The sequence below is a fragment of the Mycobacterium sp. genome (assembly GCF_046330795.1).
GTDB lineage: Bacteria > Actinomycetota > Actinomycetes > Mycobacteriales > Mycobacteriaceae > Mycobacterium.
In genome coordinates this window covers 1,431,648-1,449,951 of record NZ_JAXLSA010000001.1, presented here as the reverse complement: position 1 = coordinate 1,449,951, position 18,304 = coordinate 1,431,648, and the positions used below count along the sequence as shown (strand labels likewise).

The 18,304-nt window shown below is 68.8% G+C and carries 16 protein-coding genes; 11 read left to right on the top strand and 5 right to left on the bottom strand.

What is annotated here, in order from left to right; genetic code table 11:
• The first annotated feature begins 44 nt into the window (after positions 1–44).
• Positions 45–1,049: a uroporphyrinogen decarboxylase/cobalamine-independent methonine synthase family protein gene (locus tag U0R18_RS06860; RefSeq protein ID WP_526367195.1), complete on the top strand. Its 1,005-nt coding sequence runs from the start codon at positions 45–47 to the stop codon at positions 1,047–1,049.
• On the opposite strand, the gene U0R18_RS06855 is transcribed toward U0R18_RS06860, so the two are convergent.
• Positions 1,046–1,450, bottom strand: coding sequence for an MmcQ/YjbR family DNA-binding protein (locus U0R18_RS06855; RefSeq protein ID WP_526367193.1), 405 nt, complete (start codon positions 1,448–1,450; stop codon positions 1,046–1,048). The genes U0R18_RS06860 and U0R18_RS06855 overlap by 4 nt on opposite strands.
• 51 nt (positions 1,451–1,501) lie before the next feature.
• On the opposite strand from U0R18_RS06855, the gene ligA reads away from it, so the two are divergent.
• Positions 1,502–3,583 (top strand): NAD-dependent DNA ligase LigA, encoded by a 2,082-nt coding sequence (ligA, locus tag U0R18_RS06850; protein WP_526367495.1) that lies wholly within the window; start codon positions 1,502–1,504, stop codon positions 3,581–3,583.
• 213 nt (positions 3,584–3,796) lie between these two features.
• Here the strand turns inward: ligA and U0R18_RS06845 are convergent, their stop codons facing one another.
• Positions 3,797–4,456, bottom strand: a complete 660-nt coding sequence (locus U0R18_RS06845) for an ACT domain-containing protein (protein ID WP_526367191.1) — start codon at positions 4,454–4,456, stop codon at positions 3,797–3,799.
• Between the two features lie 156 nt (positions 4,457–4,612).
• Here U0R18_RS06845 and gatC point away from each other — a divergent pair, with 156 nt between their 5' ends.
• Genes gatC through gatB form a run of 4 tightly spaced genes read left to right on the top strand, consistent with a single transcriptional unit; the run spans position 4,613 to position 8,982 of the window.
• Positions 4,613–4,912 (top strand): Asp-tRNA(Asn)/Glu-tRNA(Gln) amidotransferase subunit GatC, encoded by a 300-nt coding sequence (gene gatC, locus U0R18_RS06840; RefSeq protein ID WP_526367189.1) that lies wholly within the window; start codon positions 4,613–4,615, stop codon positions 4,910–4,912.
• Complete coding sequence (gene gatA, locus U0R18_RS06835; protein ID WP_526367187.1) at positions 4,909–6,402, top strand: Asp-tRNA(Asn)/Glu-tRNA(Gln) amidotransferase subunit GatA; 1,494 nt, start codon at positions 4,909–4,911, stop codon at positions 6,400–6,402. The genes gatC and gatA overlap by 4 nt, the downstream gene beginning before the upstream one ends.
• A 17-nt stretch (positions 6,403–6,419) precedes the next feature.
• The gene (locus U0R18_RS06830; RefSeq protein WP_526367185.1) at positions 6,420–7,451 is read left to right on the top strand and encodes a 6-phosphofructokinase; all 1,032 of its coding nucleotides are present in this window, start codon (positions 6,420–6,422) and stop codon (positions 7,449–7,451) included.
• A gap of 25 nt (positions 7,452–7,476) precedes the next feature.
• Positions 7,477–8,982, top strand: coding sequence for an Asp-tRNA(Asn)/Glu-tRNA(Gln) amidotransferase subunit GatB (gene gatB, locus U0R18_RS06825; protein WP_526367183.1), 1,506 nt, complete (start codon positions 7,477–7,479; stop codon positions 8,980–8,982).
• On the opposite strand, the gene U0R18_RS06820 is transcribed toward gatB, so the two are convergent.
• Positions 8,979–10,112 (bottom strand): PQQ-dependent sugar dehydrogenase, encoded by a 1,134-nt coding sequence (locus U0R18_RS06820; protein ID WP_526367181.1) that lies wholly within the window; start codon positions 10,110–10,112, stop codon positions 8,979–8,981. The genes gatB and U0R18_RS06820 overlap by 4 nt on opposite strands.
• Positions 10,113–10,200: 88 nt before the next feature.
• Between U0R18_RS06820 and U0R18_RS06815 the strand changes: the two genes are divergently transcribed.
• Positions 10,201–11,061 (top strand): DoxX family protein, encoded by an 861-nt coding sequence (locus U0R18_RS06815; protein ID WP_526367179.1) that lies wholly within the window; start codon positions 10,201–10,203, stop codon positions 11,059–11,061.
• Positions 11,062–11,138: 77 nt separating this feature from the next.
• Here the strand turns inward: U0R18_RS06815 and U0R18_RS06810 are convergent, their stop codons facing one another.
• Positions 11,139–11,537, bottom strand: a complete 399-nt coding sequence (locus tag U0R18_RS06810) for a PH domain-containing protein (protein WP_526367177.1) — start codon at positions 11,535–11,537, stop codon at positions 11,139–11,141.
• A gap of 221 nt (positions 11,538–11,758) precedes the next feature.
• On the opposite strand from U0R18_RS06810, the gene U0R18_RS06805 reads away from it, so the two are divergent.
• The 3 genes from U0R18_RS06805 to ilvC all read left to right on the top strand — a co-directional run bounded on the left by U0R18_RS06805 (position 11,759) and on the right by ilvC (position 15,222).
• The gene (locus tag U0R18_RS06805) at positions 11,759–13,597 is read left to right on the top strand and encodes an acetolactate synthase large subunit (RefSeq protein ID WP_526367175.1); all 1,839 of its coding nucleotides are present in this window, start codon (positions 11,759–11,761) and stop codon (positions 13,595–13,597) included.
• Positions 13,598–13,599: 2 nt separating this feature from the next.
• On the top strand, positions 13,600–14,106 hold the full coding sequence (gene ilvN / locus U0R18_RS06800; protein ID WP_526367173.1) for an acetolactate synthase small subunit: 507 nt from the start codon (positions 13,600–13,602) through the stop codon (positions 14,104–14,106).
• Between the two features lie 87 nt (positions 14,107–14,193).
• Positions 14,194–15,222 carry a ketol-acid reductoisomerase gene (gene ilvC / locus U0R18_RS06795; protein ID WP_526367493.1) on the top strand — a complete coding sequence of 343 codons (1,029 nt, stop codon included), beginning with the start codon at positions 14,194–14,196 and terminating at the stop codon, positions 15,220–15,222.
• 31 nt (positions 15,223–15,253) lie between these two features.
• On the opposite strand, the gene U0R18_RS06790 is transcribed toward ilvC, so the two are convergent.
• A complete protein-coding gene (locus U0R18_RS06790; protein ID WP_526367171.1) occupies positions 15,254–16,687 on the bottom strand; it encodes a phytoene desaturase family protein in 1,434 nt (477 codons plus the stop codon).
• A 27-nt stretch (positions 16,688–16,714) separates the two neighbouring features.
• Between U0R18_RS06790 and serA the strand changes: the two genes are divergently transcribed.
• The gene (gene serA / locus U0R18_RS06785) at positions 16,715–18,301 is read left to right on the top strand and encodes a phosphoglycerate dehydrogenase (protein WP_526367169.1); all 1,587 of its coding nucleotides are present in this window, start codon (positions 16,715–16,717) and stop codon (positions 18,299–18,301) included.
• Positions 18,302–18,304 lie beyond the last annotated feature (3 nt).

Here is an 18,304-nt window from a genome sequence, read left to right as displayed (position 1 = left end):
CATGCCCCCGTGGATACGAGCATGACATCCAATACGGTTCACCCATGAGTACATTCGCCGGTGCCACCGGTATCGGCTCCTGGCCCGGCACGTCGGCCCGCGAGGCCGCCGAGATCGTCATCGGAGAACTGCACCGGATGCCGCACCTGGTGGAGCTGCCCGGCCGCGGCGTGGGCGCGGACATGATCGGCCGGGCCGGCGCCCTGCTGGTCGACATCGCCGTCGACACCGTGCCGCGTGGCTACCGCATCGCCGCCCGGCCGGGGGCGGTGTCGCGACGGGCGGCCAGTCTGCTGCGCGAGGACATCGACGCGCTCGAAGAGGCCTGGGAGACCGCCGGACCCGGCTCGTCCGACCGGGTGGTCAAGGTGCAGGCGCCGGGTCCGGTGACGCTGGCCGCGCAGCTCGAGCTCGGCAACGGTCACCGGGCCATCACCGACGCCGGCGCGCTGCGCGACCTGACCGACTCGCTGACCGAGGGGATGACGCTGCACGCCGCGGAGGTGGCCCGCCGGCTCGGGTCCGCCGTCGTCGTGCAATACGACGAACCGTCACTGCCGGTCGCGCTGGCCGGCCGGCTCACCGGCGTCACCAGCATGACCCCCGTGCATCCGGTGGACGAGAGCGTCGCGATCGAACTGCTGGACCGCTGCGCCGGCGCCGGGCCGGCCGTCGTGCACTGCTGCGCCACCGATCTGCCGTGGAAGGTGTTGCAGCGCAGCAGTATCCAGGCGGTCTCGGTCGACGTATCGGTGCTGGCGCCGACAGATCTGGACGGCATCGGCGAGTTCGTGGAGTCGGGCCGCACGGTGCTGCTCGGGGTGGTGCCCACGACGGCGCCGGTCAAACCACCCGCCGTCGAGGAGGTGGCCAGGGCCGCGGCGGCGGTCACCGATCGGCTCGGCTTTGCTCGCGCGGTGTTGCGCGACCGCGTCGGCGTCACGCCCGCCTGCGGACTGGCCGGTGCCGCCGCAGCCTGGGCGAAGACAGCCATCGGGCTGTGCCAGAAGACGGCCGACGGCTTCGCCCAGGATCCGGAAGCGCTCTAGCGGGAATCCAGCTCCCTGATCAGCCGCTTGGGCGCCTGCAGCCGATACGAGGCATCGACGAGCTCGCCCACCTCGTCCCAATTCACTTGTGCTGCTTCGAAGTTCAGACCCAGCCAGCCGAACGGACCCAGATACATCGGAAAGAAGAACCGCCGATCCTGTTCCAGCGCGCGCCGTTCGGACTCGTCGATCTTCAACAGGACCGAATACGGATAGCGCACCATCTCACCATTGGCCTGCCCGACCTTGGACGATCCGCCGTAGACGGCGAACATCTTCGGGGCGCTGAAGGTCGGGCGACCGTGGGAGATCTTCTCGACGGCCTCGGGCAGCGCCAGGGCGATCCGGCGCAGCTCCGCGAGGCCCATGTCGTCGTCTCCGAACATGATCGGATGCGGCATGGGTCCAGGTTAGTCGGACCGCTTCGCTAACCTGCCAGAGTGAGCTCAGAACTGGCCGCCTCGGAAACCCCAGCTGCGGAGTCCGACCTGCGACGGCAGTGGCAGGAGCTCGCCGACGAGGTCCGCGACCACCAGTTCCGCTACTACGTGCGCGACGCCCCGACCATCACCGACGCCGACTTCGACGGCATGCTGCGGCGGCTGCAGACGCTCGAGGATGAGCACCCCGAGCTGCGCACCCCGGACTCGCCGACCCAGTTGGTGGGCGGGGCGGGGTTCGCCACCGAGTTCGCGCCGGCCGAGCATCTGGACCGGATGTTGTCCCTGGACAACGTCTTCAACGCCGACGAGCTGGCGGCCTGGACCGCCCGGGTGGCCGCGGAGATCGGTACCGACGAACACTTCCTGTGCGAACTCAAGATCGACGGGGTGGCGCTGGCACTGGTGTACCGCGACGGCCGCCTGGAGCGGGCGGCCACCCGCGGCGACGGCCGCACCGGCGAGGACGTCACGCTCAACGCCCGGACCATCACCGATATCCCGGAACGGCTCACCGGCACCGACGAATACCCGGTGCCCGCACTGCTCGAAGTGCGCGGCGAGGTGTTCTTCCGGATCGCCGACTTCGAAGCGCTCAACGCCAGCCTCGTCGAGGAGGGTAAGCCGCCGTTCGCCAACCCGCGCAACAGCGCCGCGGGCTCGCTGCGACAGAAGAACCCCGCCATCACGGCCCGGCGCAACCTGCACATGATCTGCCACGGCCTGGGCCACGCCGAGGGATTCGGCCCGGCCAGCCTGCACGACGCCTACCTGGCACTGAAGGCGTGGGGCTTGCCGGTGTCCGAACACACGGCGCGGGTGCAGGGCCTCGCCGCGGTCGAGGAGCGCATCGCCTACTGGGGGGAGCACCGGCACGACGTCGCGCACGAGATCGACGGTGTGGTGGTCAAGGTCGACGAGTTCCCGCTGCAGCGCCGTCTGGGCGCAACGTCCCGCGCCCCGCGCTGGGCGATCGCCTACAAGTACCCCCCGGAGGAGGCGCAGACCCGGCTGCTCGACATCCGCGTGAATGTCGGGCGCACCGGGCGCGTCACGCCCTTCGCCTACATGGAACCGGTGAAAGTGGCCGGCTCGACGGTCGGGCTGGCGACGCTGCACAATGCCTCGGAGGTCAAGCGCAAGGGCGTCCTGATCGGCGACACCGTGGTGATCCGCAAGGCCGGCGACGTCATCCCCGAGGTGCTCGGCCCCGTGGTCGATCTGCGCGACGGAACCGAACGCGAATTCGTCATGCCCACAACATGTCCCGAGTGCGGCAGCCCACTGGCCCCGGCCAAGGAGGGCGACGCCGACATTCGCTGCCCGAACTCGCGGTCGTGTCCGGCGCAGTTGCGGGAACGGGTGTTCCACATGTCGGGCCGCGGCGCCTTCGACATCGAGGGGTTGGGCTACGAGGCCGCCGTCGCGCTGCTGCAGGCCGGCGTGATCGCCGACGAGGGCGAACTGTTCACGCTGAGCGCCGACGACCTGCTGCGCACGGAGTTGTTCACCACCAAGGCCGGCGAGTTGTCGGCGAACGGAAAACGCTTGCTGGCCAACCTCGACAAGGCCAAGGAGCAGCCGCTGTGGCGGGTGCTGGTGGCGTTGTCCATCCGCCACGTTGGGCCGACGGCTGCGCGTGCGCTGGCCACCGAGTTCGGCAGCCTCGACGCCATCGAAGCCGCGTCCGAGGACCAGTTGGCGGCGGTCGAGGGGGTCGGTCCCACCATCGCGGCTGCGGTCACGGAGTGGTTCACCGTGGACTGGCATCGTGCGATCGTCGACAAGTGGCGCGCGGCCGGTGTCCGGATGGCCGACGAGCGCGACGCTTCCGTCGCGCGGACTCTGGAGGGGCTGACCATCGTCGTCACGGGCTCGCTGACGGGATTCTCCCGGGACGGGGCCAAGGAGGCGATCATCACCCGCGGGGGCAAGGCCGCCGGGTCGGTGTCGAAGAAGACCGACTACGTGGTGGCCGGCGACGCACCGGGCTCCAAGTACGACAAGGCGATCGAGCTAGGAGTGCCGGTGCTCGACGAGGACGGTTTCGCCCGCCTGCTGCAGGACGGCCCCGGCGCCGACAACACCCCGTAAAAGCCGAATCCGCTGGAACGGTCGTCCGTTCCAGCGGATGTCAGCGTGTCAGTAGCTCTACTTACTGGCGCACTTGGAGCACTGCGAGTCACCGTGGTTGCCGGTGAAGTACGCCCCGCAACTCGAACACCGCACCTGTACCTTCTCGACCATGCTTACCTCCGGGTCTGTGGGGATTTCTGGCTCTTCAAGGCTACTCCGGGCGTACTAGGTTCAGCGCACGATCGTGGCCACGATCCCGGCCAGGTAACCCAGCCGGGCCACTTCCGACGGCCGGAAATCGGGGCCGCCGGGCCGTCCGAGCACCATGGCCGTATGCGGATTGCCGAGCGGCGCGGCTGCCAGCGTGGTGTCCATGTCTCGCCAGACTTGCGGATTCCACTCGGCGGTGCCGTCGAGTGCCTGGGCGTGGTCGATCGGCATCCAGGGGGCCGTCTCGGCGTGGGTCTCGGGTGCGCCCGAACTGCCGGCGACGCGCCGCAGCCCGGCCCCGGTCAGCTCGACCACGGTGCACCAGCCGACCCGCAGTACCCTTGGCGCCTCGTCGACCAGAACCTGCAGCCTGGCGGCGCGGCCCGCAGCACCGGCGACATGGTCGATGAGCTCGAGTTCGCGGTGCGCCTCGAGCAGACCGGTGTGCGGCCGGATCGAGTCGACGTACACGCCGGAGATGTTCTCGGCCGCCGTGATCAGCATGTCGGGCATCGCTCCCGGCGGCAGCTCGACCACCAGGTCGTCGATCGCGTATCCGGGGGCGCGCTCGACGACGTCGAGGGACAGGATGTCGGCACCCACCGAACCGAGCGCCACGGCCAGGGAGCCGAGGCTGCCGGGCCGGTCGTCCAGTTGGACACGCAAGAGATACGAGGGCACGGCCAACACTCTGGCACAGGGTCCAGCTGTCGGCATTTCCGGTAGTGGCGGCCCACGCCGGTGGCGAGCGCACATCCACGTACGGACTTGCGGCCCGAATGTGTACGTCACTGAGTGCTCGGCGAGGAGAATTCTCAACTCGCTAGGCTCCTACGCGTGTCGCAAATCTCCCGAGACGACGTGGCCCATCTGGCCCGCCTGGCGCGTCTGGCGCTGACCGACGAGGAGCTCGACAGCTTCTCCGGTCAGCTCGACGCGATCCTGGAGCACGTCAGCCGAATCCAGTCCGTCGACGTCACCGGTGTGACGGCCACCGACAATCCGCTCGATCAGGTCAACGTGACCCGCCCCGACACTGTGGTCCCGGGCCTGACGCAGGGCGAGGCGCTGGCCGAGGCGCCGCGCGCCGAACAGGGCCGCTTCGCCGTCCCGCAGATCCTGGGGGAGAACCAGTGAGCACCGCTTCCGAGCTCGTCCGGTTCACCGCTGCCGAGCTGGCCGCCAAGATCGCCGCCAGAGAGGTGTCCTCGACCGAGGTCACCCGGGCCTGTCTCGACCAGATCGAGGCGACCGACGGCGACTATCACGCGTTCCTGCACGTGTCCGCCGACCAGGCGCTGGCGGCCGCCGCCGCCGTCGACGCCAAGGTCGCCGCGGGTGACGAGCTGCCGTCCGCGCTGGCGGGGGTGCCACTGGCGCTCAAGGACGTCTTCACCGCCACCGACATGCCCACCACATGCGGCTCGAAGATCCTCGAGGGCTGGACCTCGCCGTACGACGCGACGGTGACCACGCGCATCCGCCGCGCCGGCATCCCCATCCTGGGCAAGACGAACATGGACGAGTTCGCCATGGGCAGCTCGACCGAGAACTCGGCATACGGCCCGACCCGCAATCCGTGGGACACCGAGCGGGTGCCGGGCGGCTCCGGCGGCGGCAGTGCCGCCGCGCTGGCCGCGTTCCAGGCGCCCCTGGCGATCGGCTCCGACACCGGCGGCTCGATCCGCCAGCCCGCCGCGCTGACCGCCACGGTCGGCGTCAAGCCGACCTACGGAACGGTGAGCCGCTACGGGCTGGTCGCCTGCGCCTCGTCACTGGACCAGGGTGGTCCGTGCGCGCGCACCGTGCTGGACACCGCGCTGCTGCACGAGGTCATTGCGGGCCACGATCCCCGCGACGCCACCTCCGTCGATGTGCCCGTCCCGGATGTCGTCGCGGCCGCGCGCGCCGGTGCGGCCGGGGACCTGCGCGGCGTGAAGGTCGGTGTGGTGGCCCAGCTGCACCGCGGCGAGGGCTATCAGCCCGGTGTACTGGAATCTTTCAATGCCGCCGTGGAACAGTTGCGCGCGCTCGGCGCGACGGTCACCGAGGTGGACTGCCCGCACATCGACCACTCGATGGCCGCCTACTACCTGATCCTGCCGTCGGAGGTGTCGAGCAACCTGGCGCGGTTCGATGCCATGCGCTACGGACTTCGCGTCGGCGACGACGGCACGCACAGCGCCGAGGAGGTCATGGCGCTGACCCGCGCCGCCGGATTCGGCCCAGAAGTCAAGCGCCGCATCATGATCGGCACCTATGCGCTGTCGGCCGGCTATTACGACGCGTACTACAACCAGGCCCAGAAGGTGCGCACGCTGATCGCCGACGACCTGGACAAGGCCTACGAGTCCGTGGACGTCCTTGTCAGCCCGGCCACCCCGACCACCGCGTTCCGGCTGGGGGAGAAGGTCGACGATCCGCTGGCGATGTACCTGTTCGACCTGTGCACCCTGCCGCTCAACCTGGCCGGGCACTGCGGCATCTCGGTGCCGTCGGGACTCGCACCGGACGACAACCTGCCGGTCGGTCTGCAGATCATGGCGCCCGCCCTGGCCGACGACCGCGTCTACCGCGTGGGTGCGGCCTACGAAACTGCGCGAGGACCGCTACCCACCGCGATCTGATGCGGTTGGATGGCCCCATGCGGATCGGAGTTCTCACCGGCGGCGGCGACTGTCCGGGCCTCAACGCCGTCATCCGGGCCGTGGTTCGGACCTGCGATATGCGGTACGGCTCGACCGTGGTCGGGTTCGAGGACGGCTGGCGCGGACTGCTGGAGAACCGCCGCGTGCAGTTGGTCAACGACGACCGCAACGACCGGTTGCTGGCCAAGGGCGGCACGATGCTGGGCACCGCGCGGGTCAACCCGGACACGTTGCGTGCCGGCCTCGAACGGATCAAACAGAACCTGGACGACAACGGCATCGACTGCCTGATCCCGATCGGCGGGGAAGGCACGCTGACCGCGGGCAAGTGGCTCTCCGACGAGGGCGTCCCGGTCGTCGGGGTGCCCAAGACGATCGACAACGACATCGACCAGACCGACGTCACGTTCGGCCACGACACCGCGGTGATGATCGCCACCGAGGCCATCGACCGCCTGCACAGCACCGCCGAATCGCACGAGCGGGTGATGCTCGTCGAGGTCATGGGCCGGCACGCGGGCTGGATCGCGCTGAACTCCGGGCTGGCCGCCGGAGCGCACATGACCCTGATCCCCGAGCAGCCCTTCGACGTCGAAGAGGTGTGCCGGCTGGTGAAAAGGCGCTTCCAGCATGGCAATTCGAGTTTCATCTGTGTCGTGGCCGAGGGTGCCAAACCCGCCGAGGGCTCCATGCAGCTACGTGAGGGCGGCACCGACGAATTCGGTCACGAACGGTTCACCGGCGTCGCGCAGCAGCTGGCCCTCGAGGTGGAGCAGCGGACCAAGAAGGACGTCCGGGTGACCGTCCTGGGGCATGTTCAGCGCGGCGGCACCCCGACGGCCTACGACCGGGTGCTGGCCACTCGGTTCGGCGTCAACGCCGCCGACGCCGCGCACGCCGGTGAGTTCGGCATGATGGTCAGCCTGCGCGGCGAGACCATCGGGCGGGTCCCGCTGGCCGATGCGGTCGCGCACCTCAAACTGGTTCCGCAGTGGCGTTACGACGACGCCGCAGAGTTCTTCGGCTGAAATCGCCCCCACTAGGATGAGCGGCATGACCGCTGCAACGGCCGATCTGCTCGACTACGACGACGTCATCGCCGCCTACGACCCCGTCCTCGGGCTCGAGGTGCACGTCGAGTTGTCCACCGCCACCAAGATGTTCTGCGGCTGCGCCACCACCTTCGGCGCCGAACCCAACACCCAGGTGTGCCCCGTCTGTCTCGGCATGCCGGGCGCGCTGCCGGTGGTCAACGCCGCCGCGGTGGAGTCGGCGATCCGGATCGGCCTGGCGCTGAACTGCGAGATCGTCGACTGGTGCCGGTTCGCCCGGAAGAACTACTTCTACCCGGATATGCCGAAGAACTACCAGATCAGCCAGTATGACGAGCCGATCGCGATCAACGGTTACCTCGACGTCCCGCTCGAGGACGGCAGCACCTGGCGGGTGGAGATCGAGCGCGCCCACATGGAGGAGGACACCGGCAAGTCGCTGCACATCGGCAGCGACACCGGCCGGATCGCCGGCGCCACCGAGTCGCTGTTGGACTACAACCGGGCCGGTGTGCCCCTGATCGAGATCGTCACCAAGCCGATCGTCGGGACCGGCGAGAACGCGCCGCAGATCGCGCGCGCCTACGTCACCGCGTTGCGGGAAGTGTTGCGCGGCCTGGATGTCTCCGATGTCCGGATGGATCAGGGCTCGATGCGCTGTGACTCCAATGTGTCCCTGATGCCCAAGGGCGCAACGGAATTCGGCACCAGGACCGAGACCAAGAACGTCAACTCGCTCAAGAGCGTCGAGGTGGCGGTGCGCTACGAGATGCGCCGCCAGGCGGCGCTGCTGCAGGCCGGGGGGTCCATCACCCAGGAGACCCGGCATTTCCACGAGGACGGATACACCTCACCCGGCCGCGCCAAGGAGACCGCCGAGGACTACCGGTACTTCCCGGAGCCCGATCTGGAACCGGTGGCGCCGTCACGGGAGCTCGTCGAGCAGCTGCGCGGCACCATCCCGGAGCTACCGTGGCTGGCGCTCGAGCGAATTCAGGCCGACTGGGGAGTGTCGGACGAGGTGATGCGCGACCTGGTGAATGCCGGGGCGGTGGAGCTGGTGGCCGCCACCGTGGCCGAGGGCGCCTCGAGTGAGGCCGCCCGTGCCTGGTGGGGGAACTTCCTGGTGCAGAAGGCCAATGAAATTGGGCGTCCGGTTTCCGAATTGCCCATCACTCCCGCCCAGGTGGCCGCCGTGGTGAAACTCGTTGACGACGGCAAACTTTCGAACAAGCTGGCCCGCCAGGTGATCGAGGGCGTGCTGGCCGGTGAGGGTGAGCCGGAGGCTGTGATGAACGCCCGCGGGCTGGTCGTCGTGCGCGACGACTCGCTGATCCAGTCAGCGGTGGACGAGGCGCTGGCCGCCAATCCCGATGTGGCCGAGAAGATCCGGGGCGGCAAGGTGCAGGCTGCCGGCGCCATCGTCGGCGCGGTGATGAAGGCCACCAACGGTCAGGCCGACGCGGCACGCGTCCGTGAGCTGGTACTGGCGGCCTGCGGCGCCTAGCTCAGATCGGCATCGCTGCGCGGGAATCCGCCCTGCGGGAACAACGGGAACACCACGTCGTCGAGCTTGTCGGGATCGCCGGCGGTGCGGTTGACCGTTCCGCCCCAGACGTTTCCGTCGGGGGACAGCGCCAGCGCCCACGCGTGGCCGTGCTGGTCCTGGCGGACCACCTCCGGCTCACCGGTGACCGCGCCGGTGTCCGGCGCCAGTTTCACCGCGACGGTCTGCTTGGTGTTGACCAGATTCACCAGCACGCTGCCCTCGACGGCTGCGCACCCCGCCACACCGGGCTTGTCCGGCCACGTCCACACCGTCGACGTCTTGGAGTCCTTGGTGATCCGCTGCAGGCGGTCGCCGGTCGGGCTGCGGTCGGTGACGTACAGCGAGCCGTCGCCCGGATCGATGCACATCGAACCGCCCCCGCCCAGACCGGTCAGCGCGGTGGTCAACGGCGCCTGGCCGACGGTGGTGGGCTGCTCGATCCGCAGCAGTTTGCCCGCCAGTGACCCCGGGTCGGCGGCCGCACCCGGATTGCCGGCGTCGCCGGTCTGGACCATCAGGGTGGTCGGGCTGGTGAAGATCAGCGAGCCGGCGTTGCCCGAGGCGCCCTTCGGGATGCCGGTCAGGATTTCCTTGGGCACGTCGTCGTCGGCGATGCGGACCACCCGGTTGTCGGTGGGTGTGCTGATGTAGGCGTACATCAACCGGTCCTGCTGGTAGGTCGGTGACTTCACGATGTCCAGCAGCCCGCCGTCGCCGGACCCGTCGACGGGGATGACCAGCCGGGTCTTCGGCTCGGCGTTGACCGACACCTCCTTGACGGCTCCGGTGGTGCGCTCGGCGACCAGGGCGGTCTTGCCGTCCTCGCCCATGATCAGTCCGCTGGTGCTCTCCAGGCAGCCCTGCATGACGCCGGGCGCCGGGCACGCCTTGGGGAACGGGTTCGCGGGCAACGGTGGGGGTGGCGGCGGAGTGGAGGTCGCCGGGGCGCCGCGCTCCGGTTCGGTGGTGAACGGTTGGGACTGTGCGTCGTCGAACCGGGCGCAACCCGTCAGCGATCCGGACAGCGTGACAACCAGCCCGGCGGTCAGCGCGGCCAGCACGCCGCGGACGGGCGGGGACATCAGCATGCAGCCAGGTTACGGATTGCGATTATTGCCCGGCAAAAGGGCCGCTCAAATCCCCGATTCCCAGGATTTTCGTCCTACCCTGGCTGTCGTGACGAGCGCTTCGAATGATCCCAGCTGGCAGCGGCCGGCCTCGGCCAGCCTGGTCGACCCGGAGGACGATCTGCCGTCGGCCACGTACGGTGGCGACTTCGAGACCACGAAGATTCCCAACTACGCCACGCCGCCGGGAGACGCGTACAGCGCGAGCACGCCGGAGCCCGTCAACCCCTACGCGGCCAACCCCTACGCATCCGACAGTGCCTCGGGCCTGGGCGTGCTGAACGATCCCGAGCCGCTGCCGTACGTGCAGCCGCAGTCCGCGCGGTCGCCGTCCGTCGGGCCGGAGGAGATCGAACCCGACGACGGCCGGTCCCGGACCACCGACCGCCGGGGCACCCAGGATCTGGGCCTGCTGCTGTTGCGGGTGGGTTTCGGCGCGCTGCTGATCGTGCACGGCCTGCAGAAGGTGTTCGGCTGGTGGGGTGGCGCCGGGCTGGGCGGCTTCGGCGACGGGCTGGCCGACCTGGGCTACCAGCACGCGAACATCCTGACCTACGTGGCGGCCGGCACGGAGATCGCCGCGGGTGTGCTGCTGGTGCTGGGGCTGTTCACCCCGCTGGCGGCCGCAGCGGCGCTGGCGTACCTGATCAACGGGCTGATCGCCGGGATCGCGACGCAGTCGAACCCGCACGAGTTCGCGTTCTTCCTACCGAACGGCCATGAGTTCGAGCTGACGCTGATCGTCGTTGCGATCGCGATCATCCTGGTCGGTCCGGGCCGCTACGGATTCGACGCCGGCCGGGGCTGGGCGCGCCGGCCGTTCATCGGCTCATTCCTGGCGCTGCTGCTGGGCATCGGCGGCGGTATCGCGGTGTGGGTGCTGCTCAACGGTGGAAATCCGCTGAGCTAATTCGATCTGTCCAGCGTCCACTGCGAGCGCTACTCGGTGTTCGTCGCAGCCACCGCAGAACAGAACCAGGTTTGGGCTCAGCCGTACGGGTTGGGCACCCGTCCGCCGCTGGCCTCGGTCAGCAGCGGCAGCGTCGAGAACGTCACCGCGGGCAGCGGCACGTCGCCGCCGCCGCTCTTCAGATGCGCCCGTGCCCACGACGACTTGTCGAATCGCAGACCTTCGATGTCCTCCCAGCGCATCGTCGTACTGCCCAGCAGGGTTCGGGCGGTGACGGAGTCGCGGTCGGCGACCGTACGCGAACGGAAGATGAAGACCGACATCGCCAACGGGATCAACAGCAGCAGCGCGGCCCACGGTGAGATCACCAGGAACACCAGCAGACTCAACGCGAAGAACCCGACGGCGAAGTGCGCCATCGGCGAAATGCTGATCACCACTCGGTCGGTTTCGATATCGGCGGACACGCCCTGCATCATAGGAGCCACCCGCAATTTGACCTTTGACCTGTGCGGAGACTACCGTCGACGGTCATGCGGAGCATGCTCGTAGTACTTTGCCGGCGCGTTGGTGCGTGACCTGGCGAGCTTCCAGCTACCAGCACCCCGACGCGCAACCCTCGTGCAGCCCAAGCTGACGGGGGTTTTTTGTTGCCCACAGCGATGAATCCCAGACCAAGAACCCGAAGGAACAGACCGTGAGCGCACCGACCACGCGGCCACCGGAACCGACCACCGCACCCAAACCGACCAACGGTGTTCCCCGCCAGGCCTCCAACCGGGTGCCCCCGCAGCAGATGACCGGGGCCCAGTCGGTGGTCCGCTCCCTCGAGGAGATGGGCGTCGACACCATCTTCGGCATCCCCGGCGGCGCCGTCCTGCCCGTCTACGATCCCCTGTTCGACTCGACCAAACTGCGCCACGTCCTGGTGCGCCACGAGCAGGGCGCCGGCCACGCCGCCAGCGGCTACGCGCACGCCACCGGCCGCGTCGGCGTCATGATGGCCACCTCCGGGCCGGGCGCCACCAACCTGGTGACCCCGCTGGCCGATGCGCAGATGGACTCGATCCCCGTCGTCGCCATCACCGGCCAGGTGGGCCGCAGCCTGATCGGCACGGACGCCTTCCAGGAGGCCGACATCTCGGGCATCACCATGCCGATCACCAAGCACAACTTCCTGGTTCGCAACGGTGACGAGATCCCGCAGGTGATCGCCGAGGCATTCCACATCGCCGCCTCGGGTCGGCCCGGCGCGGTCCTCGTGGACATTCCCAAGGACGTGCTGCAGGGCACGTGCACGTTCAGCTGGCCGCCGGAGATGGATCTGCCCGGCTACAAGCCGAACACCAAGCCGCACAGCCGCCAGATCAAGGAAGCCGCGAAACTGATCAAGGCTGCCCGCAAACCGGTGCTCTATGTCGGCGGCGGCGTGATCCGCGGCGAGGCGACCGAGGAGCTGCTGGACCTGGCCGAGCTGACCGGCATCCCGGTGGTCACGACGCTGATGGCGCGCGGAGCCTTCCCCGACAGCCATCCGCAGCACCTGGGCATGCCCGGTATGCACGGCACCGTCGCGGCCGTGGCCGCGCTGCAGCGCAGTGATCTGCTGATCGCGCTGGGCACCCGGTTCGACGACCGCGTCACGGGCCAGCTGTCCTCATTCGCACCGGATGCCAAGGTGATTCACGCCGACATCGACCCCGCGGAGATCGGCAAGAACCGCAACGCCGACGTTCCGATCGTCGGTGACGTCAAGGCCGTGATCGTCGATCTGATCGCGGCGCTGCGTCGCGACGACGTGCCCGGCAACCTGAAGCTGGACAGCTGGTGGGAGTACCTGTCGAGCGTCCGTGCGACCTATCCGCTGAGCTATGGGCCGCAGAGCGACGGCAGCCTGTCCCCGGAACTGGTCATCGAGAAGCTCGGCGAGATCGCCGGCCCCGACGCGATCTACGTCGCCGGGGTTGGGCAGCACCAGATGTGGGCCGCGCAGTTCATCAAGTACGAGAAGCCGCGTACGTGGCTGAACTCCGGTGGGCTGGGCACGATGGGCTACGCCATCCCGGCGGCCATGGGCGCCAAGATGGCCCGCCCGGAGGCCGAGGTGTGGGCCATCGACGGCGACGGCTGCTTCCAGATGACCAACCAGGAGCTGGCCACCTGTGCCATCGAGGGTGTGCCGATCAAGGTGGCGCTGATCAACAACGGAAACCTGGGCATGGTTCGGCAGTGGCAGACGCTGTTCTACGAAAAGCGGTACAGCCAAACCGATCTGGCCACCCACAGCCAGCGCATCCCGGATTTCGTCATGCTGGCCGAGGCCATGGGTTGCGCCGGGCTGCGGTGCGAGCGTGAGGAGGACGTCGAGGACGTCATCCGGCAGGCGCGGGAGATCAATGACCGCCCGGTGGTCATCGACTTCATCGTCGGTGCCGACGCCCAGGTGTGGCCGATGGTCGCGGCGGGCACCAGCAACGACGAGATCATGGCGGCGCGCGACATCCGCCCGCTGTTCGACAACGAAGATCAGGTCTAGAGATGACGGTCACCACACACACCCTGTCGGTTCTGGTCGAGGACAAGCCGGGCGTCCTGGCGCGCGTCGCGGCGCTGTTCTCGCGGCGCGGGTTCAACATCGAGTCGCTCGCGGTCGGTGCCACCGAGGCCAAGAACATGTCGCGCATGACGATCGTCGTGTCGGTCGAGGACTTCCCGCTCGAACAGATCACCAAGCAGCTGAACAAGCTGATCAATGTGATCAAGATCGTCGAGCAGGACGAGGAGAACTCGGTCTCCCGCGAGCTCGCACTGATCAAGGTGCGCGCTGATGCGGGCACCCGCAGTCAGGTGATCGAGGCGGTGAACCTGTTCCGCGCCAAGGTCGTCGACGTCTCCACCGAGTCGCTGACCATCGAGGCGACCGGGACCCAGGAGAAGATCGGGGCGCTGCTGCGCGTCCTCGAGCCCTACGGTATTCGTGAGATCGTGCAGTCGGGGGTCGTGTCGCTGGCACGCGGGCCGCGGGGCATCGGGACCACAAGATAACGACACCAAGATGCCGACTGTGTGGGCTACGCATCTGTGACGGCGATTTCCGTCCAAGACCCCCACGGTCGGCGCCAATCGAAAGAGATAAGGAAAAGGCAAGTGGCAGTTGAGATGTTCTACGACGACGACGCAGACCTGTCGATCATCGCCGGTCGCAAGGTCGGGGTCATCGGCTACGGCAGCCAGGGGCACGCGCACGCGCTGTCGCTGCGCGACTCCGGCGTCGACGTGAAAGTCGGTCTGCGCGAAGGCTCCAAGTCCCGCGAGAAGGTCGAGGAGCAGGGCCTGACCGTCGACACCCCCGAAGAAGTTGCCAAGTGGGCCGACGTGATCATGCTGCTGGCGCCGGACACCGCCCAGGCCGAGATCTTCAAGAACGACATCGAGCCGCACCTCGAGGACGGCAATGCGCTGTTCTTCGGCCACGGCCTGAACATCCACTTCGGCCTGATCAAGCCGCCGGCCAATGTCACCGTCGGCATGGTCGCCCCGAAAGGCCCCGGCCATCTGGTCCGCCGCCAGTTCGTCGACGGTAAGGGTGTGCCCTGTCTGATCGCCGTGGACCAGGACCCCAAGGGTGAGGGGCAGGCGCTGGCGCTGTCGTACGCCAAGGGCATCGGCGGCACGCGCGCGGGCGTCATCAAGACCGACTTCAAGGAAGAGACCGAGACCGACCTGTTCGGTGAGCAGGCCGTGTTGTGCGGTGGCACCGAGGAATTGGTCAAGACCGGCTTCGAGGTCATGGTCGAGGCGGGCTACGCGCCGGAGATGGCCTACTTCGAGGTGCTGCACGAGCTCAAGCTGATCGTCGACCTGATGTACGAGGGCGGCATCGCGCGGATGAACTACTCGGTGTCCGACACCGCGGAGTTCGGTGGCTATCTCAGCGGCCCCCGCGTCATCGACGCCGACACCAAGGAGCGGATGCGCGCCATCCTCAAGGACATCCAGGACGGCACATTCGTCAAGCGCCTGGTGGCCAACGTCGAGGGCGGCAACAAGGAACTCGAAGGGCTGCGCAAGCAGAACGCCGAGCACCCGATCGAGGTCACCGGCAAGAAGCTGCGCGACCTGATGAGCTGGGTGGACCGGCCGATCACCGAAACCGCCTAGCTTGCAACCGTTCTGGCCGCGGCTGGTTCCCTCAGGGGGCCAGCCGCGGCAGCGTCTTGATCCCGAATTCGCGCTTCAGGACCGTGCGCGCGGCGTAGTAGCCGGCCATGCCGTGCACACCGGTGCCGGGTGGGGTCGCCGACGAGCACAGGTACGCCTGCGGGATCGGCGTGGTCCACGGATTGAGCCGCGGCGTCGGACCGACGATGGCCGACCGTAGATTCGCCCCGCCCACGATGATGTCACCGCCGACGTAGTTCGCGTTGTGTACCGACATCTGCGCCGCCGGGACCACCCGTGCCGCCAGCACCAGATCGCGGAAACCCGGTGCATACCTCTCGAATTGGGCGGTGACGGTCTCGGACAGGTCGGCGGTCGAATTCGCCGGCACGTGGGAGTAGGTCCACAGGGGCCGGCGGCCCCGGTCGTCGATGCGGGACGGATCGGCCAGGTGCGGCAGCGCGGCCAGCGTCATGGGCCACTCCGCGTGCCGACCGTCGGCAATCTCCCGCTCGGCGAGCGCCATCTGCGGGCGGGAGCCGCCGAGGTGGATGGTCGGGGACTGGGCCACCCGGCCGTCGCGCCACGGGATGTCGCCGGACAGCACGAAATCGACCTTGCACACCCCGGGGCCAAACCGGTAGCGCCGCAAGGCTTTCGCGTACCGCGCCGGTACCGCGTCGCGGTAGATGTCCAGGAGTGCGGTCGGCGCGGTGTCGTAGACGACGACGCCGGCCGGCGGTGCGGTGACGGGCTCGCCCAGGACCAGCTCACCGCCGTGCGCCTCGAGGTCGGCGATCAGCGCGTCGGTGATCACCTGGGTGCCGCCGATCGGCACGGGCCAGCCCGCCGTGTGGGCCACGGTGCCGAGCATCAGCCCGGCGCCGCTGTTGACCGGCGACGGCATTCGCGAGATGGCGTGGGTGCCCACTCCGGTGAACAGTGCCCGGGCGTCATCGCCGCGCAGCATCGCCCAGGCCGGGCTGCCCTGGGCGAGCACCCGAAGGCCGGTCCGCACGGTGGTCGGCAGGTCCGGCGGCAGTGAGCGTTTGTCCCCGAGGAAGAAGCCCAGCACGCCGTCCACGTGTTCGACGAGCGGGCCGAACAGCGTCCGCCACGATGCGCCGTCGTCGAGTTCCTCACACGTGCGCGCCAGGCTGCGGTAGGCGACGGCGGCGGGATGGTTCGGCAGCGGGTTGGCGTAGGAGATCTCCGGGGACACCAGCTGGACCCCGCGCGCGGCCAGGTCGAATTCCGCGAAGAAAGGTGAGGCGATGCCGAGCGGATGGACCGCCGAACACACGTCGTGCAGCACGCCGGGGTATTCGGGGTCCGGCGCGCTGCGGGCACCGCCGCCGGGGGTGGATTGGCCCTCGATCACCCGCACCGAGAGCCCGGCCCGGGCGCAGATGACCGCGGCGCTCAGACCGTTGGGGCCGCTTCCGACGACGGTGACGTCAACCACAGTGCTCCACCCTATTAGTCTGTCCGAGTGAGTTTGCCTGTTGTACTGATCGCCGACAAGCTGGCCCAGTCCACTGTGGACGCCCTCGGAGACGGGGTCGAAGTCCGCTGGGTGGACGGCCCCGACCGGGAGAAGCTGCTGGCCGCGGTACCCGAGGCCGACGCGCTGCTGGTCCGTTCGGCCACCACCGTGGACGACGAGGTGCTGGCCGCCGCACCGAAGCTCAAGATCGTGGGCCGCGCCGGCGTCGGCCTGGACAATGTCGACGTCGACGCCGCCACCAAACGCGGGGTCATGGTCGTCAATGCGCCCACCTCCAACATCCACACCGCCGCTGAGCATGCCGTCACGCTGATGCTGGCCGCCGCCCGCCAGATCCCGCAGGCCGATGCGTCGCTGCGGGAGCACGAGTGGAAGCGGTCGAGCTTCAACGGCGTGGAGATCTTCGGCAAGACCGTCGGTGTCGTGGGCCTGGGCCGGATCGGGCAGCTGTTCGCGCAGCGCCTGGCGGCGTTCGAGACCAACGTCATCGCCTACGACCCCTACGTGTCGGCCGCCCGGGCCACCCAGCTGGGCATCGAGCTGCTGCCCCTGGACGAGGTCTTGTCCCGCGCCGACCTGATCTCGGTGCATCTGCCGAAAACCGCTGAGACCAAAGGCATTATCGGCAGGGAGGCGCTGGCCAGGACCAAGCCGGGCGTCATCATCGTCAACGCCGCACGCGGTGGCCTGATCGACGAGCAAGCCCTGGCCGATGCGATCAACAGCGGCCACGTCCGCGCCGCCGGCCTGGACGTGTTCGACACCGAACCCTGCACCGACAGCCCGCTCTTCGACCTCCCGCAGGTGGTCGTGACCCCGCACCTGGGGGCGTCGACGTCGGAGGCGCAGGACCGCGCCGGCACCGACGTCGCGCGCTCGGTCCTGCTCGCACTGGCCGGGGAGTTCGTGCCCGAGGCCGTCAACGTCTCCGGCGGCGCCGTCGGCGACGAGGTCGCGCCGTGGCTGGACATCGTGCGCAAGCAGGGTGTGCTGCTGGGTGCGCTGGCCAAGACGGTGCCGTCGACGGTGTCGGTAGACGTGTACGGCGAGCTGGCGTCGGAGAATGTGGACATCCTGAAGCTGTCGGCGTTGCGGGGCCTGTTCTCCGCCGTGACCGACGAGCCGATCACGTTCGTCAACACGCCGGCCCGGGCCGCCGAGCGGGGGGTCAGCGCCGAGCTGACCACGTCGGCAGAGAGCCCGAACCACCGCAGCCTGGTCGACGTGCGCGCGGTGTACCCGGACGGCTCCCAGCTGAATGTGTCCGGCACGCTGACCGGGCCGCAGCAGGTGCAGAAGATCGTCAACGTCAACGGCCGCAACCTCGAGCTGCGCGCCGAGGGCCTCAACCTGATCGCCAGCTACGCCGACAAGCCCGGCTCGCTGGGCAAGATCGGCACGATCCTGGGCAACGAAGGCATCGACATCCAGGCGGCCGCACTCAGCCAGGACGCCGACGGTCCGGGTGCGACGCTGCTGCTGCGCGTCAACACCGACGTGCCGGAGGCCACCCGTGCGGCGATCCGCGACGCCGTCGAGGCCACCACGCTGGAACTGGTCGACCTGTCATGACGG